Origin of the sequence: Neoaquamicrobium microcysteis, from assembly GCF_008180155.1 — a bacterium.
Taxonomy (GTDB): Bacteria; Pseudomonadota; Alphaproteobacteria; order Rhizobiales; family Rhizobiaceae; genus Aerobium; species Aerobium microcysteis.
The window spans coordinates 34,205-53,259 of the sequence record NZ_VSZS01000059.1 but is presented as its reverse complement, the minus strand read 5'-3'; the positions used below and the strand labels follow the sequence as shown (position 1 = coordinate 53,259).

Genomic DNA, 19,055 nt, shown 5'->3' with positions numbered 1-19,055 from the left:
GGACACCTTCATTGAAGTCAGGGAGGACCTCATGAAACCCAGCATTTGCACTCTCGCTTTCGCATCGGCCCTGCTGGCCGGCGCGGGAACCGCCATGGCCCAGACACGGGGCGTCACCGATACGGAAATCCTGCTCGGCAGCTCGGTCGATCTCACCGGCCCGGTCGCTTCGATCGGCGTGCCGATGAAGGCCGGTTTCGAGATCGCCGCAGAGATGATCAATGAAGCGGGAGGCATACACGGACGCAAGGTCCGCGTCCTCGTCGAGGACAACGGATACGACACGAGACGCGCGATCCTCGCCGTCCAGAAGCTGATCAACAGCGACGAGGCATTCGGGATCATCGGCCTCCTGGGCTCGGCGATCACCCAGGTTGCCCTGCCGATCACCACCGAGCAGGGCGTGCCTATGCTGTTTCCCGCCGCTCCGACGCATGTCGTCTACGATCCGCCTCAGGAGCTCTCCTTCGGGCTCGTGACCGGCTATGACCTTCAGATGGAGGCCGCGACAAGCTACGCCCATGACGAGCTCGGCCTGCGCAAGTTCTGCATGATGTATCAGGACGACGAAAGCGGCGAGCAGTCGCTCGCCGGCGTCGAAAGGAAGCTGGGCGAACTCGGACTCTCTCTCGTCGAGAAGACCAGCTACAAGCGGGGCGCGACCGACTACAGCGCCCAGTTCGCCCGCATGAAGGCGGCCGATTGCGACGCCGTGATGCTCGGTACGATCGTCAGGGAAACCGCCGGCGCGGCGCTCGAACGGGAGAAGATCGGCTGGGACGTGCCGCTTTTCGCGCCGCAGGGTGCCGTGTCGAACGCCGTGATCGCACTCGGCGGCGCGGCTGTCGAGGGGCTGTACGCCTTCACGCCGTCGCTGCCGATTTCGCTCGTCCTCGACGACGAGAAGATTGCGGCCGCCGTCGAAAGATACAAGCAGCAGAGCGGGCAGGACCGCAATCCCGACGACTACTTCCTCGTCAGCCTGGCGGGGATGCTGCTGTTCGCCGAAGGCGCGCGCAACGCCGGCCCCGACCTGACCGTCGAGAGCTTCGTGGCCGGAATGGAGCAGGTGAAGGATTTCGACGTCGGCAAGGGCTGGGGCCGGATGACATTCACCGCCGAGCGGCGTCTGGGTTCAACCAAGAACTTCGCCATGCAGGTCAAGGACGGCGCCTGGGCCATGATCAAGGAAATTGACTGATCCTCCCGGGGCCGCGGACGGCGTTCCGCGGCCCCGCCTTTTTTGTTCCGCTCCACGTGCAATCAACTGACAGGCGGCGAAGGTGGTTCAGTTCCTGCAACAGGTTATTTCCGGCGTTTCGATCGGATGCGTCTATGCGCTGATCGCCCTCGGCTTCGTGCTGATCTACAAGGCCACCGAGACGGTCAACTTCGCCATCGGCGAGTTGATGATGATCGGCGCATTTCTCGGCTTCACCTTCATCGTCATCTGGTCCCTGCCACTGTGGCTGGCGGCAATCATCGCCATCTCGGCGACCGCGCTCCTGGCGGCGATGCTCGAGCGCGTCTTCCTGCGGCCCATGGTCGGCGAGCCGGCCTTCGCGATCCTCGTGGTGACGATCGGCCTCGGCTTCTGCCTTCGCGCCGCCGCGCTCATGGTGCCGGAATGGTCGTCCGAGACCGTGCGCATCTTCACGCCGCTGAGCGGCTCGGTGGTACGGCTTGGTCCGATCGTCATCTCGGCCGACCATGCGGCGGTGATCGTGGCGACGGCGCTGATCGTCACCGGCTTCTTCGTCTTCTTCAAACGCACGCGCATGGGGCTTGCCATGCAGGCGGTGTCGCAGAGCCAGCTTGCGGCGACCTATATGGGCGTGCGCACCCGCTCGGTCTCCACACTCGCCTGGCTGCTCGCCGGCGCGATCACGGCGGTCGCCGGCCTGCTTCTCGCCCCGATCGCCTTCATCCACGTCAATATGGGCGTGCTGGGCCTGAAGGCGATCCCGGCGGCCATCATCGGCGGCTTCTCCAGCCTGCCTGGCGCGATCGTCGGCGGCATCCTTCTCGGCGTATGCGAGAGCCTTGCCGGCTTCTACCTGCCGGCAGGGTTCAGCGAAGTCGCCGCCTATATCCTCGTTCTTGTCGTTCTCACCATCCGGCCCGAGGGTCTGTTCGGCGAGACGATCCACAAGCGGGTGTAGCCATGCGATACGTTCTGCGCACCAGCTACCGACAGGATACCCGGCTCTTCAAGGAGGGACTGCCGCAATATGGCTGGTATCTCGTCTGGCTGGCTCTCGCACTGGTTGCTCCGCTGTTCCTCGGCGTCCATCTTGTCTCCCAGCTCACCTTCATCCTGATCTTCGCCATCGCGGGCATCGGCTATCAGATACTCCTGGGCTACACCGGGCTCTTGTCGCTCGGCCAGGCGGCGTTCCTGGCGATCGGAGCCTATGCCTGTGTCTTCCTGGAGAAACAGGGCCTGCATTTCGCGCTCGCCCTGCCGGCCGCCGCCCTGCTGACGGGCGTTGTCGGCGCGGTGCTCGGCCTGCCCGCCCTGCGGCTGAAGGGCCTCTATCTCGCTATGGCGACCATGGCGATCGGCTTCATCGTGGAAGAGGTCGCCGCGCGCTGGACCTTCGTCACCGGCGGCAACTCGGGTGCGTCGGTGCCGCGCATCGAGGCGTTCGGCTATGTGTTGAGTCGCGACGTGCCGTTCTACTTCCTTTGCCTCGCGCTTTGCATCGCTTCGCTGTGGTTCGCCGCCAACATCCTGCGCTCGCCGACAGGCCGCGCAATGGCGGCCGTGCGCGACAGCGACATCGCCGCGCAGTCGATCGGCGTCGAGGTCGCGCAGGTGAAGACCAAGGCCTTTGCGCTGTCAGCCTTCTTCACCGGCATCGCCGGCGCGTTGATGGCGCACAAGCTCAGCTTTATCAGCCCCGAACAGTTCACGCTGCATCTGTCCATCGAGCTGCTGCTGATGATCCTGATCGGCGGCATCGGCTCGCTGCGCGGCGTGGTCTTCGGCGCGGCCTTCTTGGTCGCGATGCCCGAGCTGATCGCCGAGATCGAGAGGATGCTGCCCGGCGGCAGCCAGCCGGCGTTGCGGCCGATGGCCTTCGGCCTGCTGCTCGTCCTCGTCATGCTGTTCGAGCCGCGCGGCATCAACGGGCTCGTCGAGAAGATCACGGGATATTTCCGGCTGATGCCGCTTTACCGCAAAGGCATGTTCGCTCGCCAGCGGGGCTTCGCCAAATCGGAGCGCTGGTGATGCTGCTGGAGGCGCGCGAGCTGTCGGTTTCGTTTGGCGGCATCAAGGCCGTGGACAGCATTTCCTTCGCCGTCGAGCCGGGCGAAATATTCACCATCATCGGTCCGAACGGGGCCGGCAAGACGACAATCTTCAATCTTGTCAGCCGCATCTACAATCCGACCGGCGGGGAGATCGTCTTTGACGGCCGGCCGATCACCCGCGTTCCGCCTCAGGCGATCGCCCGCATGGGCATCGCCCGCACCTTCCAGAACATCGAGCTGTTCGACCACGCCTCCGTGATCGACAACCTGCTGGTCGGCTGCCACATCAGGAGCCGGACCAACCTTCTCGCCGACATGCTCTTCCTGCCGGTCGTGCAACGCCAGGAAGAAACGTTCCGGCGCAAGGTGGAGGAGATCATCGAGTTCCTGGAACTGGAGCACCATCGCGAGGCGACGATCGGCTCGCTGGCATACGGTATCCGCAAGGTGGTCGAAATCGGCCGGGCACTTGCGCTTGAACCGAAACTGCTGCTGCTCGACGAACCGTCCTCCGGCCTCAATCCGGAAGAGACGGACGATATGGTTCACTGGATCCGCGACATCCGCGACGATCTCGGCGTGACGATCATCATGGTCGAGCACGACATGTCGCTGGTGCGGCGGGTCTCGGACCGCGTGCTGGCAATGGAATCGGGGCGCATAATCGCGCTCGGCGCGCCGGACGCGGTGGTGTCCGATCCGCAGGTGGTGCGCGCCTACCTCGGGGATTGAAGACGATGACCCAGCCGCTCCTGACCTTGTCGAACGTCGAGACCTATTACGGTCGCATCATGGCCGTGCGCGGCGTCAGCCTCGCCGTGCCGGAAGGGGCGATCGTCACCATTCTCGGCTCCAACGGGGCCGGAAAGTCGACGATCCTCAAGACCATCAGCGGAGTTATGAGACCGCGCAAGGGTGCGATCACCTTCGCCGACAAGCCGCTCGCCGGCGTCGAGGCCGCCGACATCGTCGGCCTCGGAATCTCGCACGTCCCCGAGGGGCGTGAGATTTTCCCGTTCATGACGGTGCGGGAGAACATCCTCATGGGCGCCTATCTGCGCGCCGACCGTACGCACATCGAGCAGGACATCGAGGATTGGCTCGACCGCTTCCCCATCCTGCGCGAGCGCGCCGGGCTACCGGCCGGGCTCCTGTCGGGCGGCCAGCAGCAGATGCTAGCGATCTGTCGCGCGATGATGAGCCGGCCGAAGCTGCTTTTGATGGACGAGCCGTCGCTGGGCCTCTCGCCGATGCTGACCAGGCAGATCTTCGAGATCATACGCGAGATCAACGAGCGTTTCGGCACGACGATCCTGCTTGTCGAGCAGAACGCGAAGCTGGCGCTTTCGACGGCCCATCTCGGATACGTGCTGGAAGTGGGGCGCATCGTTCTGGAAGGCCCGACGACCGAATTGATGGACAATGCCGACGTGAAGGAATTCTACCTCGGCCTCTCCAACGAAGGCGTGCGCGGCGAGCGGCGCTGGAAACGCAAGAAGATGTGGCACTGAAGGCATGGCGGAAACGATGACGGCGACGACCCCGGCCACCAAGCAAACAGACTTCGACGATCTTTCGTGGAAGGAGACGCCGCCCTTCATCCGCAATTTTTCGGACCTGTTCCTCGCCCGCGCGCACAAATCAGGCGACCGTCCGGCCCTGTTCGAAAAACGGCTCGGCCTGTGGGAGCAAGTCACCTGGCGGAGCTATGCCGAGCGCGCCGCCACGATAGGCCATGCGCTGATGGCGCTCGGTCTCGCGAAAGGCGACGTCGTCAGCGTGCTGGCGCAGAACTGTGTGGACTGGGTCGCGGTCGACATGGGCACGCTCGGCATGGGCGGCGTGTGCAGCGGCATCTACACCACCGACGCACCGGCCCAGGCCGAGTATCTCCTGAGGGACTCGCGCACGCGTGTCGTCTTCGTCGAGGACGAGGAGCAGCTCGACAAGGTGCTGCTCGGCCGCGAGCGCTGCCCCGACCTGATCAGGATCGTCGTCCTCGACATGAAGGGCCTGTCGCATTTCTCCGATCCGGCGGTCATGGGCATGGAAGCTCTTCTCGACCTTGGCCGGTCGCACGCCGCAGCGCACCCGGGCGCGTGGCACGAGGCGGCGGCCAGGCAGTCGCCCGACGATCCGGCGATCATCGTCTACACCTCCGGCACGACCGGCCCGGCAAAGGGCGCGCTGGTCACCCATCGCAGCCTCACCTTCATCTGCTACAGCGTGCGCCAGTGCTTCGACAGGCCGGAAGGGGATGCGCTGCTGTCCTTCCTGCCGCTTTGCCACATGGCCGAGCGCATCGTCGGCTCCTACCTGTCGATCATGTGCGGCAATGTCGTCTACTTCGCCGAGAGCATGGAGACGGTTCCCGAGAACCTGCGCGAGGTGCAGCCTCATTTCGTGCTTGCGGTGCCGCGCATCTGGGAGAAGCTGTCAAGCCAGGTGACGGTCGCGCTCAAGGACGGCGTGCCGCTGCAACGCTGGCTCCATGCAACCGTCCTTGCAGCGGGACAGCGCCGCGTACTCGCCGCGGAAGGGGGCCGGCAGCCGGCCTTCGCCGACCGGCTCGTCTTCGCGGTCGGCGAAAGGCTGATCCTGCGCAATTTGAAGCGCATGATGGGGCTGTCGCGCGCCCACAGCCTGCTCACGGGCGCGGCTCCGATCTCACCCGACCTGATCCGCTGGTTCCGCGCGCTGGGCTTGAGGATGCAGGAAGCCTACGGGCAGACCGAATCGACCTGTTTCCTTACCGTGACGCCGAAGGAGTATCCGAGGCCGGGCGTGGTCGGGAAGGCGATCCCCGGCTGCGAGGTGAGGCTGTCGGAGGAGGGCGAGATCGTCGCGCGCGGCGACAACGTCTTCCTCGAATATCTGAACAAGCGCGACAAGACCGAGGAGGCCAAGGCCGGAGGCTGGCTGCATACGGGCGATGTCGGCCGCTTCGACGAGCACGGCATGCTCAAGATCGTCGACCGGCTGAAGGACATCATCATCACCGCCGGCGGCAAGAACATCACGCCATCGGAGATCGAGAACCAGCTGAAGTTCAGTGCCTACATCACAGATGCGGTCGTCATCGGCGACGCGAAGCCGTATCTCACCTGCCTGATCATGATCGACCACGAGAACGTGGCCAAGTTCGCGCAGGAGAAGAACGTCCCCTTCTCGAACTTCGCCAGCCTGACGCGAGCCTCCGAGATCGTGAAGCTGATCGGAGAGGAAGTGGAGCGCGTCAACGCCCTCTTCGCGCGGGTCGAGCAGATCAAGCAGTTCCGCATCATCGACCGGGTACTGACGCCCGAGGACGAGGAAATCACCCCGACGATGAAGCTCAAGCGCAAGTTCGTGCACCAGAAGTTCGCAACCTTGATTGAGGAGATGTATCGTTAGCGATCCGAGTCAGGAAGGGATCGCATGGACCCGAATCCGGTCAGGCTGTGGCATCACGCCATCGAGACGAACGACCTCAGCGGCTTCGAAGCGGCCCTCGCCGAGCACGCCGTCTTCCAGTCGCCGGCCGTGCATGCGCCGCAAGCGGGCAAGGCGCTGGTGGCGAAGTATCTGCGCGCTGCCTTCGCCGTGCTCAACAGTCCGACCTTCCGCTATGTCGAGGAATGGCACGGCGACGGCTCCGCCGTGCTGGAGTTCGAGGCGATGCTGGGCGACATCCACGTCAACGGCGTCGACATCATCCGCTGGAACGGTGACGGCCAAGTCGTCTCGTTCAAGGTCATGGTGCGGCCGATCAGGGCTCTGAACACGCTGGTTGCCCTGATGGGCGCGGAGTTGAGACGCGGCGAAGCCTGAGCCGCTACAGGATCAGCCCGCCGCCGGCGACGACGATCTGGCCGCTGATATAATTCGATTCCGGGCTGCAGAACAGGAACACCGCGTCGGCGCCCTCTTCCGGCGTGGCGCCGCGGCCGAGCGGGATGAGCTGGCGCATCGTCTGGATCAGGTTTTCCTGAACACCAACCTTGATCTCCCGCCCTCCGACGTCGATGGTCTGCTGCTCGGTCTGGATCGGCTGCGTCAGGCGCGTCTCGACATAGCCGAACGCCACGCAATTGACGTTGACCTTGTGACGGCCCCATTCCTTTGCGAGCGTGCGCGTCATGCCGACCAGCGCCGCCTTGGCCGAGGAATAGGCGACCTGTCCGAAATTGCCGTAGAGCCCGGCGATCGACGAGATGTTGACCACCTTGCGGAACACCTCGCGGCCTTCGGCCGCCTCCTTCTTCGCGGCGATGCGGATCGGCTCCGACGCCGCCCGCAGGATGCGGAACGGCGCGAGCACATGCACGTCGAGCATGGCCTGGAACTGCTCGTCGCTCGCCTTGCCGACGGTTGCGTCCCATGTGTAGCCGGCATTGTTGACGATGATGTCCACGCCGCCGAACTCCGAAAGCGCTGCGCCGACGAAGCGGTCGCCGAAATCGCCCGCCGTCACGTCGCCGTTGACGGCGATGGCACGGCCGCCCGCCTCCCGGATCTCGCGGGCGACCGCATCGCCCGGTGCTTCATCCAGATCGTTGACGACCACGCTCGCGCCTTCGGCCGCGAGCTTGAGCGCGATGGCGCGACCGATGCCACGACCGGAGCCGGAGACCAGTGCCGTCTTTTCTTCGAGCTTTCCCATCGGTTTCCTCCCTCAGATCGCCACGACCGCTTCGCCGGCCAGCTTGACGTCGCCATTCTGGTCGACGGCCCTCAATTCCAGGAAGGCGACCCGTTCGCCATTGCGCTCCGTCACCTCCGCCAGCGTTCCCGTGCAGGTGAGTTCCGCGCCGAGTTGGGTGATGGCCACGAACCGCGCCGAGAATGAGCGCAGCCTCTCTGGCGATACGGCGTCGGTGATCGCCTGGCCGAGCCAGGCCATAGCGAGCATTCCGTGCGCGAAGACGTCGGGAAAGCCGGAGGCCTTGGCGAAGTCGATGTCGACATGGATGGGGTTGTGGTCGCCGGAAGCGCCGCAGTAGAGCGCCAGCCGATGGCGGGTGATCGCCGGAAACGTCCTCGACAGGACCTGCGCTCCGATCTCGGCGCTCGCAATACCACTCATTGCGTCCCCTCCCCGTTGCGCACCACGATGGTGCGGCGCATCGAGGCGACCTTCTCGCCGCGCTGGTTCTCGACCTCGGTGGACTGGATGACGAAGGTGAGCGCGCCGCCCTTCTTGTCGAACACGTCGCCCACCCGCGAGCGATAGGTCAGCCGGTCGCCGATCCCGACCGGGGCGTGATACTCGAAACTCTGGTCACCGTGCAGCACGCGACCAAGGTCGATATCAAGCTCTTTGAGGAACACGAACGGGTCCGGCGCATCCATCATCTCAAGGCAGAACAGGTAGGTCGGCGGGATAGTTTTCGGCGTTCCGTCCTCTATGATAGCGGGATTTTCCTCACCGATCGTCTGAAGGAAGAAGCGCAGCCTGCCGGGCTCGACGGAAGCGAAGGTCGGCTCGAAACTGCGGCCGATGGCGGAGCGGTCAACCATGGCCGGCCTCGCGCTCGTAGAGTGTCACCACGCAGGCGCCGCCGAGGCCGAGATTGTGCTGGAGCGCGATGCGCGCGCCCTCGACCTGACGCGGGCCGGCCTGCCCGCGAAGCTGCCAGACGAGCTCGGCGCACTGCGCCAGCCCGGTCGCGCCGAGCGGATGGCCCTTGGCGAGCAGGCCGCCCGAGGGGTTCGTCACCACGCGGCCGCCATAGGTGTTGTCGCCGTCCTCGACGAAGCGTTCGGCCGTGCCCGCGGGCGTGAGGCCGAGCCCCTCGTAGGAGATGATCTCGTTGGCGGTGAAGCAGTCGTGCAGCTCGACCACGTCGACATCGTCCGCGCCGAGCCCTGCTTCGGCGTAAATCTGCGCCGCGGCGGCGGCGGTCAGGTCGAACCCCACCACCTTCATCATGCTGTTGTCCTCGAAGGTGGAGGCGAAGTCGGTGGTCATCGCCTGACCGCGTATCAGGACGCTGCGGTCGAGCCCGCGCTTCCTCGCAAAATCCTCCGAGACGAGGATCGCGGCGGCCGCGCCGCAGGTGGGCGGACAGCATTGCAGGCGGGTCAGCGGGCCGATCATCTTCTGCGAGGCAAGCACCTCCTCCACCGTCACGGGCGCGCGGAAGATCGCCCGCTCGTTGTGCTCGGCATGCCGCCGCGCCTTCCGGGTGATCTTCGCGAACGTCTCGTCCTTCGCGCCGTAGCGCGCCTGGTACTCCGCACCTGCCCCGCCGAACAGCCTGATCGCCATGGGTGCCGCGCTGGCCTCGGGGTCGACGGCGTCGGCGATGTCGAGGAAGCGGCCGAGCGGATTCGGCCGGTCGGAATAGACCGCCTGAAGCGCGCCCGGCGCCATCTGCTCGAAGCCGAAGGCGATGGCGCAGTCGACCGCGCCGGACGCGACCGCCTGCCGCGCGAGATAGAGGGCGGAGGAGCCGGTCGAGCAGTTGTTGTTGACGTTGACGACGGGTATGCCCGTCACGCCCACCTGATAGAGCGCGCGCTGGCCGCTGGTGGAGTCGCCGTAGACATAGCCGGCATAGGCCTGCTGCACGTCCTGATAGCCCAGCCGCGCATCCGCCAGGGCAAGCCGGACAGCCTCAGCGCCCATGTCCGGATAATCCGCGCTTGTGCCAGGCTTGACGAAGGGGATCATGCCCACGCCCGCCACGTAAACCCTGCCCATCGCCACCTCCCTGACCCAAAGTCTCCATATTTACTTTCGGGTAACGTATCGGAGTGATTCCGGCAACGTCAAGCGGGAGGCGCAGGAAATTTACCTTATAAATTTTATTTTACCCATGAGTAGGATGTGATGTATGCTTTGTCGGACTCAGAGGTTGGCAAGCGAACTGGATCGATAGATGAACGAGCATGTGATGGTTGGCGACGGCGTATTTCCGACGACGCTTTTCGCGGGCAAGCGGGTGTTCGTGACCGGAGGCGGTAGCGGCATCAACCTCGGCATCGCCCGGGCGTTCGCGCGGCTCGGAGCGGACATCGCCATTTGCGGCCGCACGCAGGAAAGGCTTGACCGCGCCGCGCAAGAACTGGGTGGACTGGGCGCGAGAGTCGTCGCCAAGGCCGCGGACGTACGTCAGCCCGACGAGATGCAGGCCGCCTTCGAGGCGGCGCGAGAGACCATCGGGGACATCGACGTACTCGTCTGCGGCGCTGCGGGGAATTTTCTCGCGCCGGCCGATCAGCTCTCTCCCAACGGCTTCCGCACGGTGATGGACATCGACCTCTACGGCTCGTTCAACGCGGCTCGGCTGGCTTTCGACCAACTCGTCCGCTCGCGCGGTTCGATCATTTTCATCACCGCCCCGATGGCGCATGTGGCGCACGCCTACCAGGCCCATGTCGGTGCCGCCAAGGCCGGCGTGGAAATGCTGATGAAGAACCTCGCCCTGGAATGGGGGCCTTACGGAATACGCTGCAACAGCATCATCCCCGGCCTCGTCGAGGACACGGAAGGGCTTCACCGCATCAGCGACGAGGCCGGCCGGCAGAGCTTCCTCGACCACATACCCTTGCGCCGCATGGGCGTGGTCGAAGAGATCGGCCATGCCGCCACCTTCCTCGCCTCGCCGCTGGCGTCCTACATAACGGGAACCTCGCTGTGGGTGGATGGTGGGCAGGGACTGCCCGGCTCCGGCTTTTTCAACCGCAACGGGGCCGATTTCCTGGCCGCCAATCCGCGCGGCGGCCGCTGACCGATACTGGGAGGAAACGATGTCTGAAAATCCCGTGCTGTTCAAGATCGACGGGCCGGTCGCGCGTATCACCTTCAATCGGCCCGATGTGCTCAATGCGTTCGACCGCGTCTGCGCAATGGCCTTGCTGGAAGCCTTCCGGTCGATCGAAGCCGATCCCCGCATCCGCGTGGTGGTCATGAAGGGCAACGGCCGCGCCTTCATGGCCGGTGGCGACGTAAGCACCTTCTCGGTCGGCCCCGAGGATGCCCCGGCCTACTTCAAGGGCCTGCTCGACCCGTTCCACGAGGCGATCGAGATCATGATGGGCCTCGACCGGCCCGTGGTCGCTGCGGTTCACGGCGCGGTCGCGGGCGCCGGCTTCAGCCTCGCCATGGCGGCCGATCTGGTGATCACCTCGGCGGATGCCCGGTTCACGATGGCCTACACGAAGCTTGGGGTCTCGGCCGACGGCTCCATCTCCTGGTCCCTGCCGCGACTGGTAGGCTTGCGCAAGGCGCTCGAAATGGCGCTTCTCTCCGACCTCTACGACGCAGAACAGGCGCTGTCCCTCGGGCTCGTGAACAGTATCGTGCCAACCGACCAGTTTGAAGGGGAAGCGGAGCGCGTTGTGCAGCGCCTCGCCGCGGGACCGACCATCGCCTTCGGCCGGATGAAGAAACTGCTTCGCCTGTCTCTCGAACGAACGCTGCCGGAGCAGTTGCGCGCCGAGGAGGATGCCTTGATCGATTGCGTGGTGACGCAGGATTTCGCGGTGGGGGTCAGCGCCTTCCAGAAGAAGGAAGAAGCGCGCTTCACGGGGAAGTAGACCGCACGCGAGGCATGGGACTGCGGCTGGCGTCCGCCGTCATCCGTTCTCCTGCCCGGATCCGGCCGCACGTTCAAGCCGCGCCGCGACCTCCTCCAGCCGCTCGACTACATCGGGCGGCTTCGCCCTGTCGCTGACGAGCCCGCGATAGATCATGTCGGCAATACCGTCGGCGGTGTTGTCGAGGTCGAAATCGCCCTCGTTGCGCAGGAACGACCATGTCCGGTGCTCGATGCAGCCGTAGACCATGTCGCGCACCAGCGAGGGGGATGCGTCGGCGCGGAACTCGCCGGTCTCGATCGCGGCCCTGACGACATCGGTGAGCTTGTGCGTGTAGATCCTGTTCAGTTCGAACACTTGCGAGCCTCGATAGCCCGGATCGGGCCGCAGTTCCTGGAAGACCAGACGGCTCAGCGCCGGATCACGCCGGATGGTCAGAAGGTGCCGGTGGATGATGAAGCGGAGCTGGTTCCAGGTTCCGCGCATGCTCGCGAAAAGCTCTTCTTCCTCCTCGATGAGCGCCTGATACCAGTCTTCGACCACCCGGACCAGCAATTCGCGCTTGTTGGCGAAGAAACGATAGATGCTGCCTTCGACCACCCCTGCCCGCTCGGCGATGTCCGATATCAGCGCCTCCTGATAGCCCTTCTCCGCGAAAACCGCACCCGCGGCAGCCATGATGTCGGCAATGCGGCGCTCGGCCGGAAGCCGGCTCACCTTGCGTCGCTTCGCGCGAACCAGTTGTTCCACCGCCATCTCATGCCTCCTGCGCCTGCCCTGTTCTCTATCTCAACTTAAGCGGTGCCTTGCAAGCCGGCCTCCGCGCGCCAGCCCGTAAGCCGTCAAGGCTCCCGCCGCTACGTCACCACGCGCTTGAAGAGAATTCAATTCAATAACTTTTCGTGAGCAGTCGACGCCTGCCTCCCACAGATCCCGGGGGTTTCGGATCGGCGACTAATCCTTGTTCGACAGGCAAAGGACTCATTCAAATTCCGGGCTCCCGATGAGCGTGGACTTGGTGGCTGAGCGACCTTTTCGCGGTGCTCCGCGAGGACAAGGCTTGACTAAATGAATGAAGTTCATTTGAATGCCGGCAAGAGGAAGGAAGATCGCCCATTGAAGGCGATCCGGGAGGAAACGGTTGACCAACGCGCCGACAAGAACGGCGGCTGGCCGGCGTGAATCGTCGGCGGCCTCCGCGACCGAAACCGGACGCATCCCGGTGGGTCAACAGGCTGTCCTGTCCTGCGCCGGCATCGAGCGGTCGTTCGGCGGGCTGAAGGCGCTCAAGGGCGTCGGGCTGCATGTCGAGGAAGGCGAGATCTTCGGCCTCGTCGGCCCCAACGGCTCCGGCAAGACCACCATGGTCAACGTCATGACCGGCTTCTATCCGCCGAACGCCGGCACGGTGACGCTGTTCGGCCGTGATGTGACCGGCATGGCCCCGCACCGGATCGCCTCGCTCGGCGTGTCGCGCACCTTCCAGAACCTCGCCCTGTTCAAGGGCATGAGCGTGCTCGACAACATCCTGCTCGGCCGCCACACCCATATGCGGCCGGGCGCGCTCGCCTCGCTGTTCTACTGGGTGTGGGCGCAGCGCGAGGAGCTGGCCAACCGGCGCGTGGTCGAGGAGATCATCGAGTTCATGCAGCTCGAGGACATCCGCGACGAGCCGGTCGAGGTCATCCCGATCGGGCTTCAGAAACGCGTCGAGCTGGCGCGCGCGCTCGCGGCCGAACCGCGCTTCCTGATCCTCGACGAGCCGATGGCCGGCATGAACCAGGAGGAGAAGGAATATATCGCCCGCTTCATCCTCGACGCGCGCGACGAGCGCGACGTGTCGATCCTGATCATCGAGCATCACATGGACGTGGTCACCGCGATCTGCGACCGCGTCGTCGTTCTGTCCTACGGCGAGATCATCGCCGAGGGCGAGCCGAGGGCGGCGATCGCCGATCCGAAGGTGGTGAAGGCCTATCTCGGCGAGCGCGCCGCCGCCCGGCATGCGGGGATCGCGCCATGACCGTCCATGCCGGCAGCGCGCACTCCGCGAAGGGCTGGGCCGTCCGCGACGACGGCTTTCCCGCCACGCTGGTCGATGCCGTGGCGCGCAATGCCGGCGAGGCGGGCGGACGCGTCGCCTTCCGCGAGCGGCAATACGGCATCTGGCGCGAATGGAGCTGGAGCGAGGTGCGCGACCAGGTGCTGGCGCTCGCCGCCGGCCTCGATGCCATCGGGCTGGAGCGCGGCCACGCGCTCACCGTGGTCGGCGACAACCGCGCCTCGATCTATTTCTCCATGCTCGCGGCCAACGCGTTGGGCGCGTTCCCAGCGCCGGTCTATCCGGACGTTCCCGTCGACGAGTTCGGCGCCTACATGCGCTTCGGCAACCCCCGCCTCGCGCTGGCCGAGGACCAGGAGCAGGTCGACAAGCTGATCGACCTGCGCGCCCGCACCGGCCAGCCGGAGATGATCCTGTTCGACGACCGCCGCGGCATGGCGGCCTACGGCGTGGACGGTATCCTCCCCCTCGATGCCGTGCGCGAGAAGGGTGCGGCGCGGCTCAAGGCCGAACCGGGTCTGCGCGCCGACCTTTCCGGGCGCGCGAAGCCGGACGACATTGCGGTGCTGCTCTACTCCTCCGGCACCACCGGCATGCCCAAGGGCATCCCGCTCAGGCACCGCAACGTCGTCGGCGGCGTGCGCAACGCCGAGGCCGGCGGCTATTTCGGCCGCCACGAGGAACTGTTCGCCTATCTGCCGACGGCCTGGGTGGGCGATTTCATCTTCACGCTCGGGGCCGGCGTGCTGCTTCAGGCGACGATCAACATCCCCGAGCGGCAGGAGACGGCGCTGCACGATTTGCGCGAGGTCGCGCCGACCTTCTATCTCGCCGCCCCGCGCGCCTGGGACAACATGCTCACCCGCGTGCAGGTCGGCATGGCGGACTCCACGCCGCTCAAGCGAAGGCTGTTCGACTTCTTCATGCCGCGCGCCATCGCGCACGAGCGCAATCGGCTTGCCGGCGAGCGGCTGGGGCTAAGCGAAAGGCTGCTCGACCTCGTCGGCGAGGCGCTCGTCTACGGGCCGATCAAGGATTTCCTCGGCCTGTCGCGCGCGCGCCGCGCTTTCACCGGCGGCGAGGCGATGGGCGAGGAGACCTTCCTGTTCTTTCGTGGGCTCGGCATCCGTCTCAAGCAGTTCTACGGCCAGACCGAGACCTGCGCGCTGTCGGCTGCCCAGACGGAAGGCGCGGTGAAGCTGCATACCGTCGGCCGCGCCATGCCCGGCACCGAGGTCCGCGTCGACGACAATGGCGAGATCATGCTGAAGTCGGAATCAGTGATCGACGCCTATTACGACGACCCGGAGGCGAGCGCCAAGGCGTTCGCGGACGGCTGGCTGAGGACGGGCGACGCCGGCTATCTCGAAGCCGACGGCGACCTCGTCGTGCTCGGCCGCGTCAGCGAGGTGGTGAGAACCGCCGCCGGTGAGCGCTTCATCCCCAACTTCATCGAGAACCGGATCAAGTTCAGTTCCTATGTGCGCAACGTCGCCGTGTTCGGCACCGGCCGCGACATGCTGACGGCGATCGTCTGCATAGACTACGAGGCGGTCGGCCACTGGGCCGAGCGGCGCGCCATCACCTACGGCTCCTATGCCGAGCTGTCGCAGAAGCCGGAGGTGCTCGCGCTGATCGAAGGCGTGCTGGCGCATGTCAACACCATGCAGCCCGAGGGCCTGCGCATCCGCCGCTTCGCCAACCTGCACAAGGACTTCGACCCCGACGACGGCGAGATCACCCGCACCCGCAAGCTCAGGCGCGCCGTCATCGAGGAGAGCTACGCGACGCTGATCGACGCGCTCTACGGCGGCGCGGCCAGCGTCACCTTCGAGGCGACCGTCGCCTATGAGGACGGCACGCGCGGCGTGCTCAGGCGCGATCTGGCAATCCGGGAGGTGCCAGCCTGATGGACATGCTTCTCATCGCCGAACTGTCGATCAACGGCGTCTTCGTCGGCCTGATGTATGCGCTGGTCGCGGCCGGCATCGTGCTGATCTACAAGACCTCCGGCATCGCCAATCTCGCGCAGGGCGCGCTCGCCATGATGGGCGGCTACGCGGCCTGGGCGTTCGCGACGCTGGCCGGCCTGCCGATCTGGCTGTGGCTGCCCGCCGCGCTCGTCGCCATGTTCTTCGCCGGCGCGCTTCTCGAGCGTCTTGCGCTGCGGCGCATGGTCGGCCAGCCGATCATCATGGTCATCATGCTGACGCTGGGCATCGAGATCATGCTGCGCGGCATATTGCCGGGCTTCTTCGGCTCGTCGGTCAAGCGGCTCGACATCGGCATTCCCACCACCCCGCTCTTCGTCGGCGAATTGTTCCTCAACCGCGCGACGCTGATCGGCGGGGCGGTCTCGCTCGCGACGATCCTGCTGGCGATCCTGTTCTTCAACTCCCGCCTCGGCATCATCATGCGCGCCGTGTCCGACGACCAGACGGCCTCGTGGTCGGTCGGCATCAAGGTGGAGCGGGCGATCGCGCTGGCCTGGGGACTTTCGGCGGTGATGGCCACGATAGCGGGCGTGCTGTGGGGCGCGACCCAGGGCGTGGACTGGTCGCTGTCGCTGCTGCTCATCAAGGCGCTCGCCATCGCCATCCTCGGCGGGCTCGATTCGCTGCCGGGCGTCGTCATCGCGGGCATCATCGTCGGCCTCGCCGAGAGCCTGGCCACCGGCATCGTCGACCCGATCGTCGGCGGGGGCACGCGCGACGTGGTGGCCTCCGTCATCATCGTTCTCACCCTGATCCTGCGGCCGCACGGGCTGTTCGGCCGCGAGCATATCGAGAGGGTCTGATGTTCTATCGCCGCGCCGGCATCCGCCATACCCGCTACCAGGACGAGCGCCAGATCTGGCCGCTGCCCTTCGACCGCGGGCTGGTGATCGCCGTCTTCCTGCTGGCGCTGGCCGCGCCCTTCTTCCTCGACCGGCTCTATCTGGTCGGCTACATGCTGCCCTGGATCATCTGGTCGACCGCGGCGCTTGGCCTCAATTTCCTGATGGGCGGGGCGGGACAGATCCATCTGGGCTACGGCGCGGTGATCGCCATCGGCGCCTACGGCTCGGTGCACATGGTGCGCTCCGGCATTCCCTTCGAGATCGCGATGATCGGCGGAGGGCTGCTCAGCGCCTCGGTCGGTATCGTGTTCGGCGCGGCAGCACTCAGGGTCAAGGGCCTCTATCTCGCCATGGCCACGCTCGCCATGCAGTACATCGTCGACTTCGTCATCGTCCATTTCCCGACGATCAGCGGCGGCACGCAGGCCACCATCCAGGTGCCGCGCGTCTCCTTCCTCGGCTTGGCCGTCGTGGGCGACGCGCCGACCTACTACGTCGCGCTCTTCGTCTGCATCGTGGTGACGCTGTTCATGCTCAACGTGAAGCGGACGAGCCTCGGCCGCGCGCTCGCTGCCGTGCGCGAAAAGGACTACGCGGCCGCCATCATCGGCGTGAACACCTTCCGCTACAAGCTGCTCGCCTTCTGGGTGTCGTCCTTCATCGGCGGCGTGGTCGGCTCGGTGCTGGCGGTCTGCTACTATCGCGCCATCTCGCCCGACCAGTTCCATCTGGAGCTGTCGATCCAGCTCGTCGCCATGGTGATCGTCGGCGGGCTGGGCAGCGTGCTCGGCTCGTTCTTCGGTGCGGCGCTGATCCTGTTCGCGCCGATCCTGCTCAACCAGGCGATCGGCTTCATGGCGGGCGGCATGGGCGTCGCCATCTCGACCGACCTGCGGTCGCACGTCCCGTTGATGCTCTACGGCGCGATGATCATCGGCTTCCTGCTGTGGGAGCCGCTCGGCCTCGCCAAGATCTACAGCAACATAAGGAATTACTTCCTGGTCTGGCCTTTCCGCCACGCCCGGCAGTGAGGCATGCCCAACGACAACGATATGGAGGAGAAGATGACTATCAAACGCAGGACTTTTCTGGCGGGAAGCGCGGCCGCGGCCATCGCCTCCCAGTTCCCCATCCGGCTCGCCTCGGCGCAGGACAATGTGATCCGCTTTTCGATGCCGCAGGACTTCACGAGGGTCTATACCTTCGTGACCGCCGAATACAGCCAGGGCCAGCGCGACTACCTCACCCTGATCAACGAGCGCGGCGGCATCAACGGCCACCGCTTCGTCGCCGACGTCTCCGACCACGGCAACGATCTGCCCCGCGCCATCGAGGCCTATGAGAGGGCCAAGTCGGAAGGCGCGGTGCTGGTCGACCCGCTGTCGACGCCGGTGGCGCGCGCGCTGGTGCCGCGGGCGCTGGAGGACAAGATCAACATGATCACCGCCTTTTCCGGCCGCAGCGACGCGGCCGACGGCTCGGTGTTCCCTTACGTGCTGCCGCTGTCGCCCAACTACTGGACGCAGGCCGGCCTGCTGATCGACTATTTCCGCCAGGTCGACGGCGACCTTTCCGGCAAGAAGATCTGCTTCGTCCACATCGACACGCCCTTCGGCAAGGAACCGCTGCCGATCCTGGAAAAGCTCGCCGAGAGCCAAGGCTTCGAGCTGCTCGCCTTCCCCTATACGCCGCCCGGCAACGACCAGTCGGCAATCTGGCCGCAGGTCAGGCGTGCGCGGCCCGACTGGATCATGTTCTGGGGCGCGGGCGTGGGGCAGACGGTCGCGCTGACCGAGGCGATCCGCAACGGCCTGCCGATGGACCGGCTGTCCTCCAGCGTATGGCTTTCCGAATCCGACATGGAGGTGGTGGGCGCCGCGCAGGCGGCCGGCGTCATGAAGGTCGAGCCCTGCGTGTCGGGCCGCGAGCCGAGGCTGATACAGGACATCCTCGCCGAGGTGGTGGGCGCGGGCAAGGGCGCGGGGCCGGAGGACAAGGTCGGCACGAGCTATTACAATTACGGCGTCATGCTGGCCTCGCTCATGGTAGAGGGCGTGCGCGTCGCCTTCGAGAAGGCGCCGGACGGGCCGGTCACCGGCGAATGGCTCAATGCGGGCCTGCGCGCGATAACCGGCTTCGACGCCGAAGGCCTGATCCCCCCCACCACCATCACGCCGGAGGACCATCAGGGCGGCGGACAGGCGCGCATCGGCCGCTGGGACGGCGAGAAGTTCGTCGCCGAGACCGACTGGTTCTCCGCCAACCAGGACGTGGTGTGGGAGGAGATCCGCAAATACTCGGCCGAGTTCAAGGAGACCGGCCAGTAGCGCCCGTGAAGCATCGCGCGGGGCTTTCTGTGCGGAGCCCCGCGCC

General features: G+C 65.7%; 19 protein-coding genes. 14 read left to right on the top strand and 5 right to left on the bottom strand.

Going from position 1 to position 19,055, the window contains the following annotated elements; genetic code table 11:
• The first annotated feature begins 31 nt into the window (after positions 1-31).
• The 7 genes from FY036_RS07505 to FY036_RS07475 all read left to right on the top strand — a co-directional run bounded on the left by FY036_RS07505 (position 32) and on the right by FY036_RS07475 (position 7,068).
• Positions 32-1,201, top strand: a complete 1,170-nt coding sequence (locus FY036_RS07505; RefSeq protein WP_148914101.1) for an ABC transporter substrate-binding protein — start codon at positions 32-34, stop codon at positions 1,199-1,201.
• A gap of 82 nt (positions 1,202-1,283) precedes the next feature.
• The gene (locus FY036_RS07500; RefSeq protein ID WP_148914100.1) at positions 1,284-2,162 is read left to right on the top strand and encodes a branched-chain amino acid ABC transporter permease; all 879 of its coding nucleotides are present in this window, start codon (positions 1,284-1,286) and stop codon (positions 2,160-2,162) included.
• Between the two features lie 2 nt (positions 2,163-2,164).
• Positions 2,165-3,235: a branched-chain amino acid ABC transporter permease gene (locus tag FY036_RS07495; RefSeq protein ID WP_148914099.1), complete on the top strand. Its 1,071-nt coding sequence runs from the start codon at positions 2,165-2,167 to the stop codon at positions 3,233-3,235.
• Positions 3,232-3,990 (top strand): ABC transporter ATP-binding protein, encoded by a 759-nt coding sequence (locus FY036_RS07490; RefSeq protein WP_407941139.1) that lies wholly within the window; start codon positions 3,232-3,234, stop codon positions 3,988-3,990. Before FY036_RS07495 ends, FY036_RS07490 begins: the two co-directional genes overlap by 4 nt.
• A gap of 5 nt (positions 3,991-3,995) precedes the next feature.
• A complete protein-coding gene (locus FY036_RS07485) occupies positions 3,996-4,769 on the top strand; it encodes an ABC transporter ATP-binding protein (RefSeq protein ID WP_148914098.1) in 774 nt (257 codons plus the stop codon).
• A 16-nt stretch (positions 4,770-4,785) separates the two neighbouring features.
• Positions 4,786-6,651 (top strand): AMP-dependent synthetase/ligase, encoded by a 1,866-nt coding sequence (locus tag FY036_RS07480; RefSeq protein ID WP_148914097.1) that lies wholly within the window; start codon positions 4,786-4,788, stop codon positions 6,649-6,651.
• A 24-nt stretch (positions 6,652-6,675) separates the two neighbouring features.
• Complete coding sequence (locus FY036_RS07475; RefSeq protein WP_148914096.1) at positions 6,676-7,068, top strand: nuclear transport factor 2 family protein; 393 nt, start codon at positions 6,676-6,678, stop codon at positions 7,066-7,068.
• Between the two features lie 4 nt (positions 7,069-7,072).
• Here FY036_RS07475 and FY036_RS07470 read toward each other — a convergent pair whose 3' ends face one another.
• From FY036_RS07470 to FY036_RS07455, 4 genes are read right to left on the bottom strand one after another with little or no spacing between them, the layout of a single operon-like run.
• Complete coding sequence (locus tag FY036_RS07470) at positions 7,073-7,900, bottom strand: SDR family NAD(P)-dependent oxidoreductase (protein ID WP_148914095.1); 828 nt, start codon at positions 7,898-7,900, stop codon at positions 7,073-7,075.
• Positions 7,901-7,912: 12 nt separating this feature from the next.
• A complete protein-coding gene (locus FY036_RS07465) occupies positions 7,913-8,323 on the bottom strand; it encodes a MaoC family dehydratase (protein ID WP_148914094.1) in 411 nt (136 codons plus the stop codon).
• Complete coding sequence (locus FY036_RS07460; RefSeq protein ID WP_148914093.1) at positions 8,320-8,757, bottom strand: MaoC family dehydratase N-terminal domain-containing protein; 438 nt, start codon at positions 8,755-8,757, stop codon at positions 8,320-8,322. The genes FY036_RS07465 and FY036_RS07460 overlap by 4 nt, the downstream gene beginning before the upstream one ends.
• Entirely contained in the window at positions 8,750-9,943 is a 1,194-nt protein-coding gene (locus FY036_RS07455; RefSeq protein ID WP_148914092.1) for a lipid-transfer protein, read from the bottom strand. The genes FY036_RS07460 and FY036_RS07455 overlap by 8 nt, the downstream gene beginning before the upstream one ends.
• Before the next feature lie 178 nt (positions 9,944-10,121).
• Between FY036_RS07455 and FY036_RS07450 the strand changes: the two genes are divergently transcribed.
• Both FY036_RS07450 and FY036_RS07445 read left to right on the top strand, forming a co-directional pair.
• A complete protein-coding gene (locus tag FY036_RS07450) occupies positions 10,122-10,973 on the top strand; it encodes an SDR family oxidoreductase (protein ID WP_235897576.1) in 852 nt (283 codons plus the stop codon).
• Between the two features lie 19 nt (positions 10,974-10,992).
• Positions 10,993-11,781 carry an enoyl-CoA hydratase/isomerase family protein gene (locus FY036_RS07445; RefSeq protein ID WP_148914091.1) on the top strand — a complete coding sequence of 263 codons (789 nt, stop codon included), beginning with the start codon at positions 10,993-10,995 and terminating at the stop codon, positions 11,779-11,781.
• A gap of 39 nt (positions 11,782-11,820) precedes the next feature.
• Here the strand turns inward: FY036_RS07445 and FY036_RS07440 are convergent, their stop codons facing one another.
• Positions 11,821-12,537, bottom strand: coding sequence for a TetR/AcrR family transcriptional regulator (locus FY036_RS07440; protein ID WP_148914090.1), 717 nt, complete (start codon positions 12,535-12,537; stop codon positions 11,821-11,823).
• 460 nt (positions 12,538-12,997) lie between these two features.
• Between FY036_RS07440 and FY036_RS07435 the strand changes: the two genes are divergently transcribed.
• The 5 genes from FY036_RS07435 to FY036_RS07415 are packed head-to-tail and all read left to right on the top strand — an operon-like array spanning position 12,998 to position 19,009.
• Entirely contained in the window at positions 12,998-13,804 is an 807-nt protein-coding gene (locus tag FY036_RS07435; RefSeq protein WP_148914232.1) for an ABC transporter ATP-binding protein, read from the top strand.
• The gene (locus FY036_RS07430) at positions 13,801-15,753 is read left to right on the top strand and encodes an AMP-dependent synthetase/ligase (protein ID WP_148914089.1); all 1,953 of its coding nucleotides are present in this window, start codon (positions 13,801-13,803) and stop codon (positions 15,751-15,753) included. Before FY036_RS07435 ends, FY036_RS07430 begins: the two co-directional genes overlap by 4 nt.
• The gene (locus FY036_RS07425; protein WP_148914088.1) at positions 15,753-16,640 is read left to right on the top strand and encodes a branched-chain amino acid ABC transporter permease; all 888 of its coding nucleotides are present in this window, start codon (positions 15,753-15,755) and stop codon (positions 16,638-16,640) included. The genes FY036_RS07430 and FY036_RS07425 overlap by 1 nt, the downstream gene beginning before the upstream one ends.
• Complete coding sequence (locus tag FY036_RS07420; protein ID WP_148914087.1) at positions 16,640-17,713, top strand: branched-chain amino acid ABC transporter permease; 1,074 nt, start codon at positions 16,640-16,642, stop codon at positions 17,711-17,713. The genes FY036_RS07425 and FY036_RS07420 overlap by 1 nt, the downstream gene beginning before the upstream one ends.
• A 33-nt stretch (positions 17,714-17,746) precedes the next feature.
• The gene (locus tag FY036_RS07415; RefSeq protein ID WP_148914086.1) at positions 17,747-19,009 is read left to right on the top strand and encodes an ABC transporter substrate-binding protein; all 1,263 of its coding nucleotides are present in this window, start codon (positions 17,747-17,749) and stop codon (positions 19,007-19,009) included.
• Positions 19,010-19,055 lie beyond the last annotated feature (46 nt).

What these genes read in the sequence shown, in the direction of transcription:
- FY036_RS07415 (WP_148914086.1), top strand. Translation starts at nt 17,747, where the DNA reads ATGACTATCAAACGCAGGACTTTTCTGGCGGGAAGCGCGGCCGCGGCC.
- FY036_RS07420 (WP_148914087.1), top strand. Translation starts at nt 16,640, where the DNA reads ATGTTCTATCGCCGCGCCGGCATCCGCCATACCCGCTACCAGGACGAG.
- FY036_RS07465 (WP_148914094.1), bottom strand. Translation starts at nt 8,323, where the DNA reads ATGAGTGGTATTGCGAGCGCCGAGATCGGAGCGCAGGTCCTGTCGAGG.
- FY036_RS07485 (WP_148914098.1), top strand. Translation starts at nt 3,996, where the DNA reads ATGACCCAGCCGCTCCTGACCTTGTCGAACGTCGAGACCTATTACGGT.
- FY036_RS07440 (WP_148914090.1), bottom strand. Translation starts at nt 12,537, where the DNA reads ATGGCGGTGGAACAACTGGTTCGCGCGAAGCGACGCAAGGTGAGCCGG.
- FY036_RS07425 (WP_148914088.1), top strand. Translation starts at nt 15,753, where the DNA reads ATGGACATGCTTCTCATCGCCGAACTGTCGATCAACGGCGTCTTCGTC.
- FY036_RS07430 (WP_148914089.1), top strand. Translation starts at nt 13,801, where the DNA reads ATGACCGTCCATGCCGGCAGCGCGCACTCCGCGAAGGGCTGGGCCGTC.
- FY036_RS07460 (WP_148914093.1), bottom strand. Translation starts at nt 8,757, where the DNA reads ATGGTTGACCGCTCCGCCATCGGCCGCAGTTTCGAGCCGACCTTCGCT.
- FY036_RS07505 (WP_148914101.1), top strand. Translation starts at nt 32, where the DNA reads ATGAAACCCAGCATTTGCACTCTCGCTTTCGCATCGGCCCTGCTGGCC.
- FY036_RS07455 (WP_148914092.1), bottom strand. Translation starts at nt 9,943, where the DNA reads ATGGGCAGGGTTTACGTGGCGGGCGTGGGCATGATCCCCTTCGTCAAG.
- FY036_RS07470 (WP_148914095.1), bottom strand. Translation starts at nt 7,900, where the DNA reads ATGGGAAAGCTCGAAGAAAAGACGGCACTGGTCTCCGGCTCCGGTCGT.
- FY036_RS07495 (WP_148914099.1), top strand. Translation starts at nt 2,165, where the DNA reads ATGCGATACGTTCTGCGCACCAGCTACCGACAGGATACCCGGCTCTTC.
- FY036_RS07475 (WP_148914096.1), top strand. Translation starts at nt 6,676, where the DNA reads ATGGACCCGAATCCGGTCAGGCTGTGGCATCACGCCATCGAGACGAAC.
- FY036_RS07445 (WP_148914091.1), top strand. Translation starts at nt 10,993, where the DNA reads ATGTCTGAAAATCCCGTGCTGTTCAAGATCGACGGGCCGGTCGCGCGT.
- FY036_RS07450 (WP_235897576.1), top strand. Translation starts at nt 10,122, where the DNA reads ATGAACGAGCATGTGATGGTTGGCGACGGCGTATTTCCGACGACGCTT.
- FY036_RS07480 (WP_148914097.1), top strand. Translation starts at nt 4,786, where the DNA reads ATGACGGCGACGACCCCGGCCACCAAGCAAACAGACTTCGACGATCTT.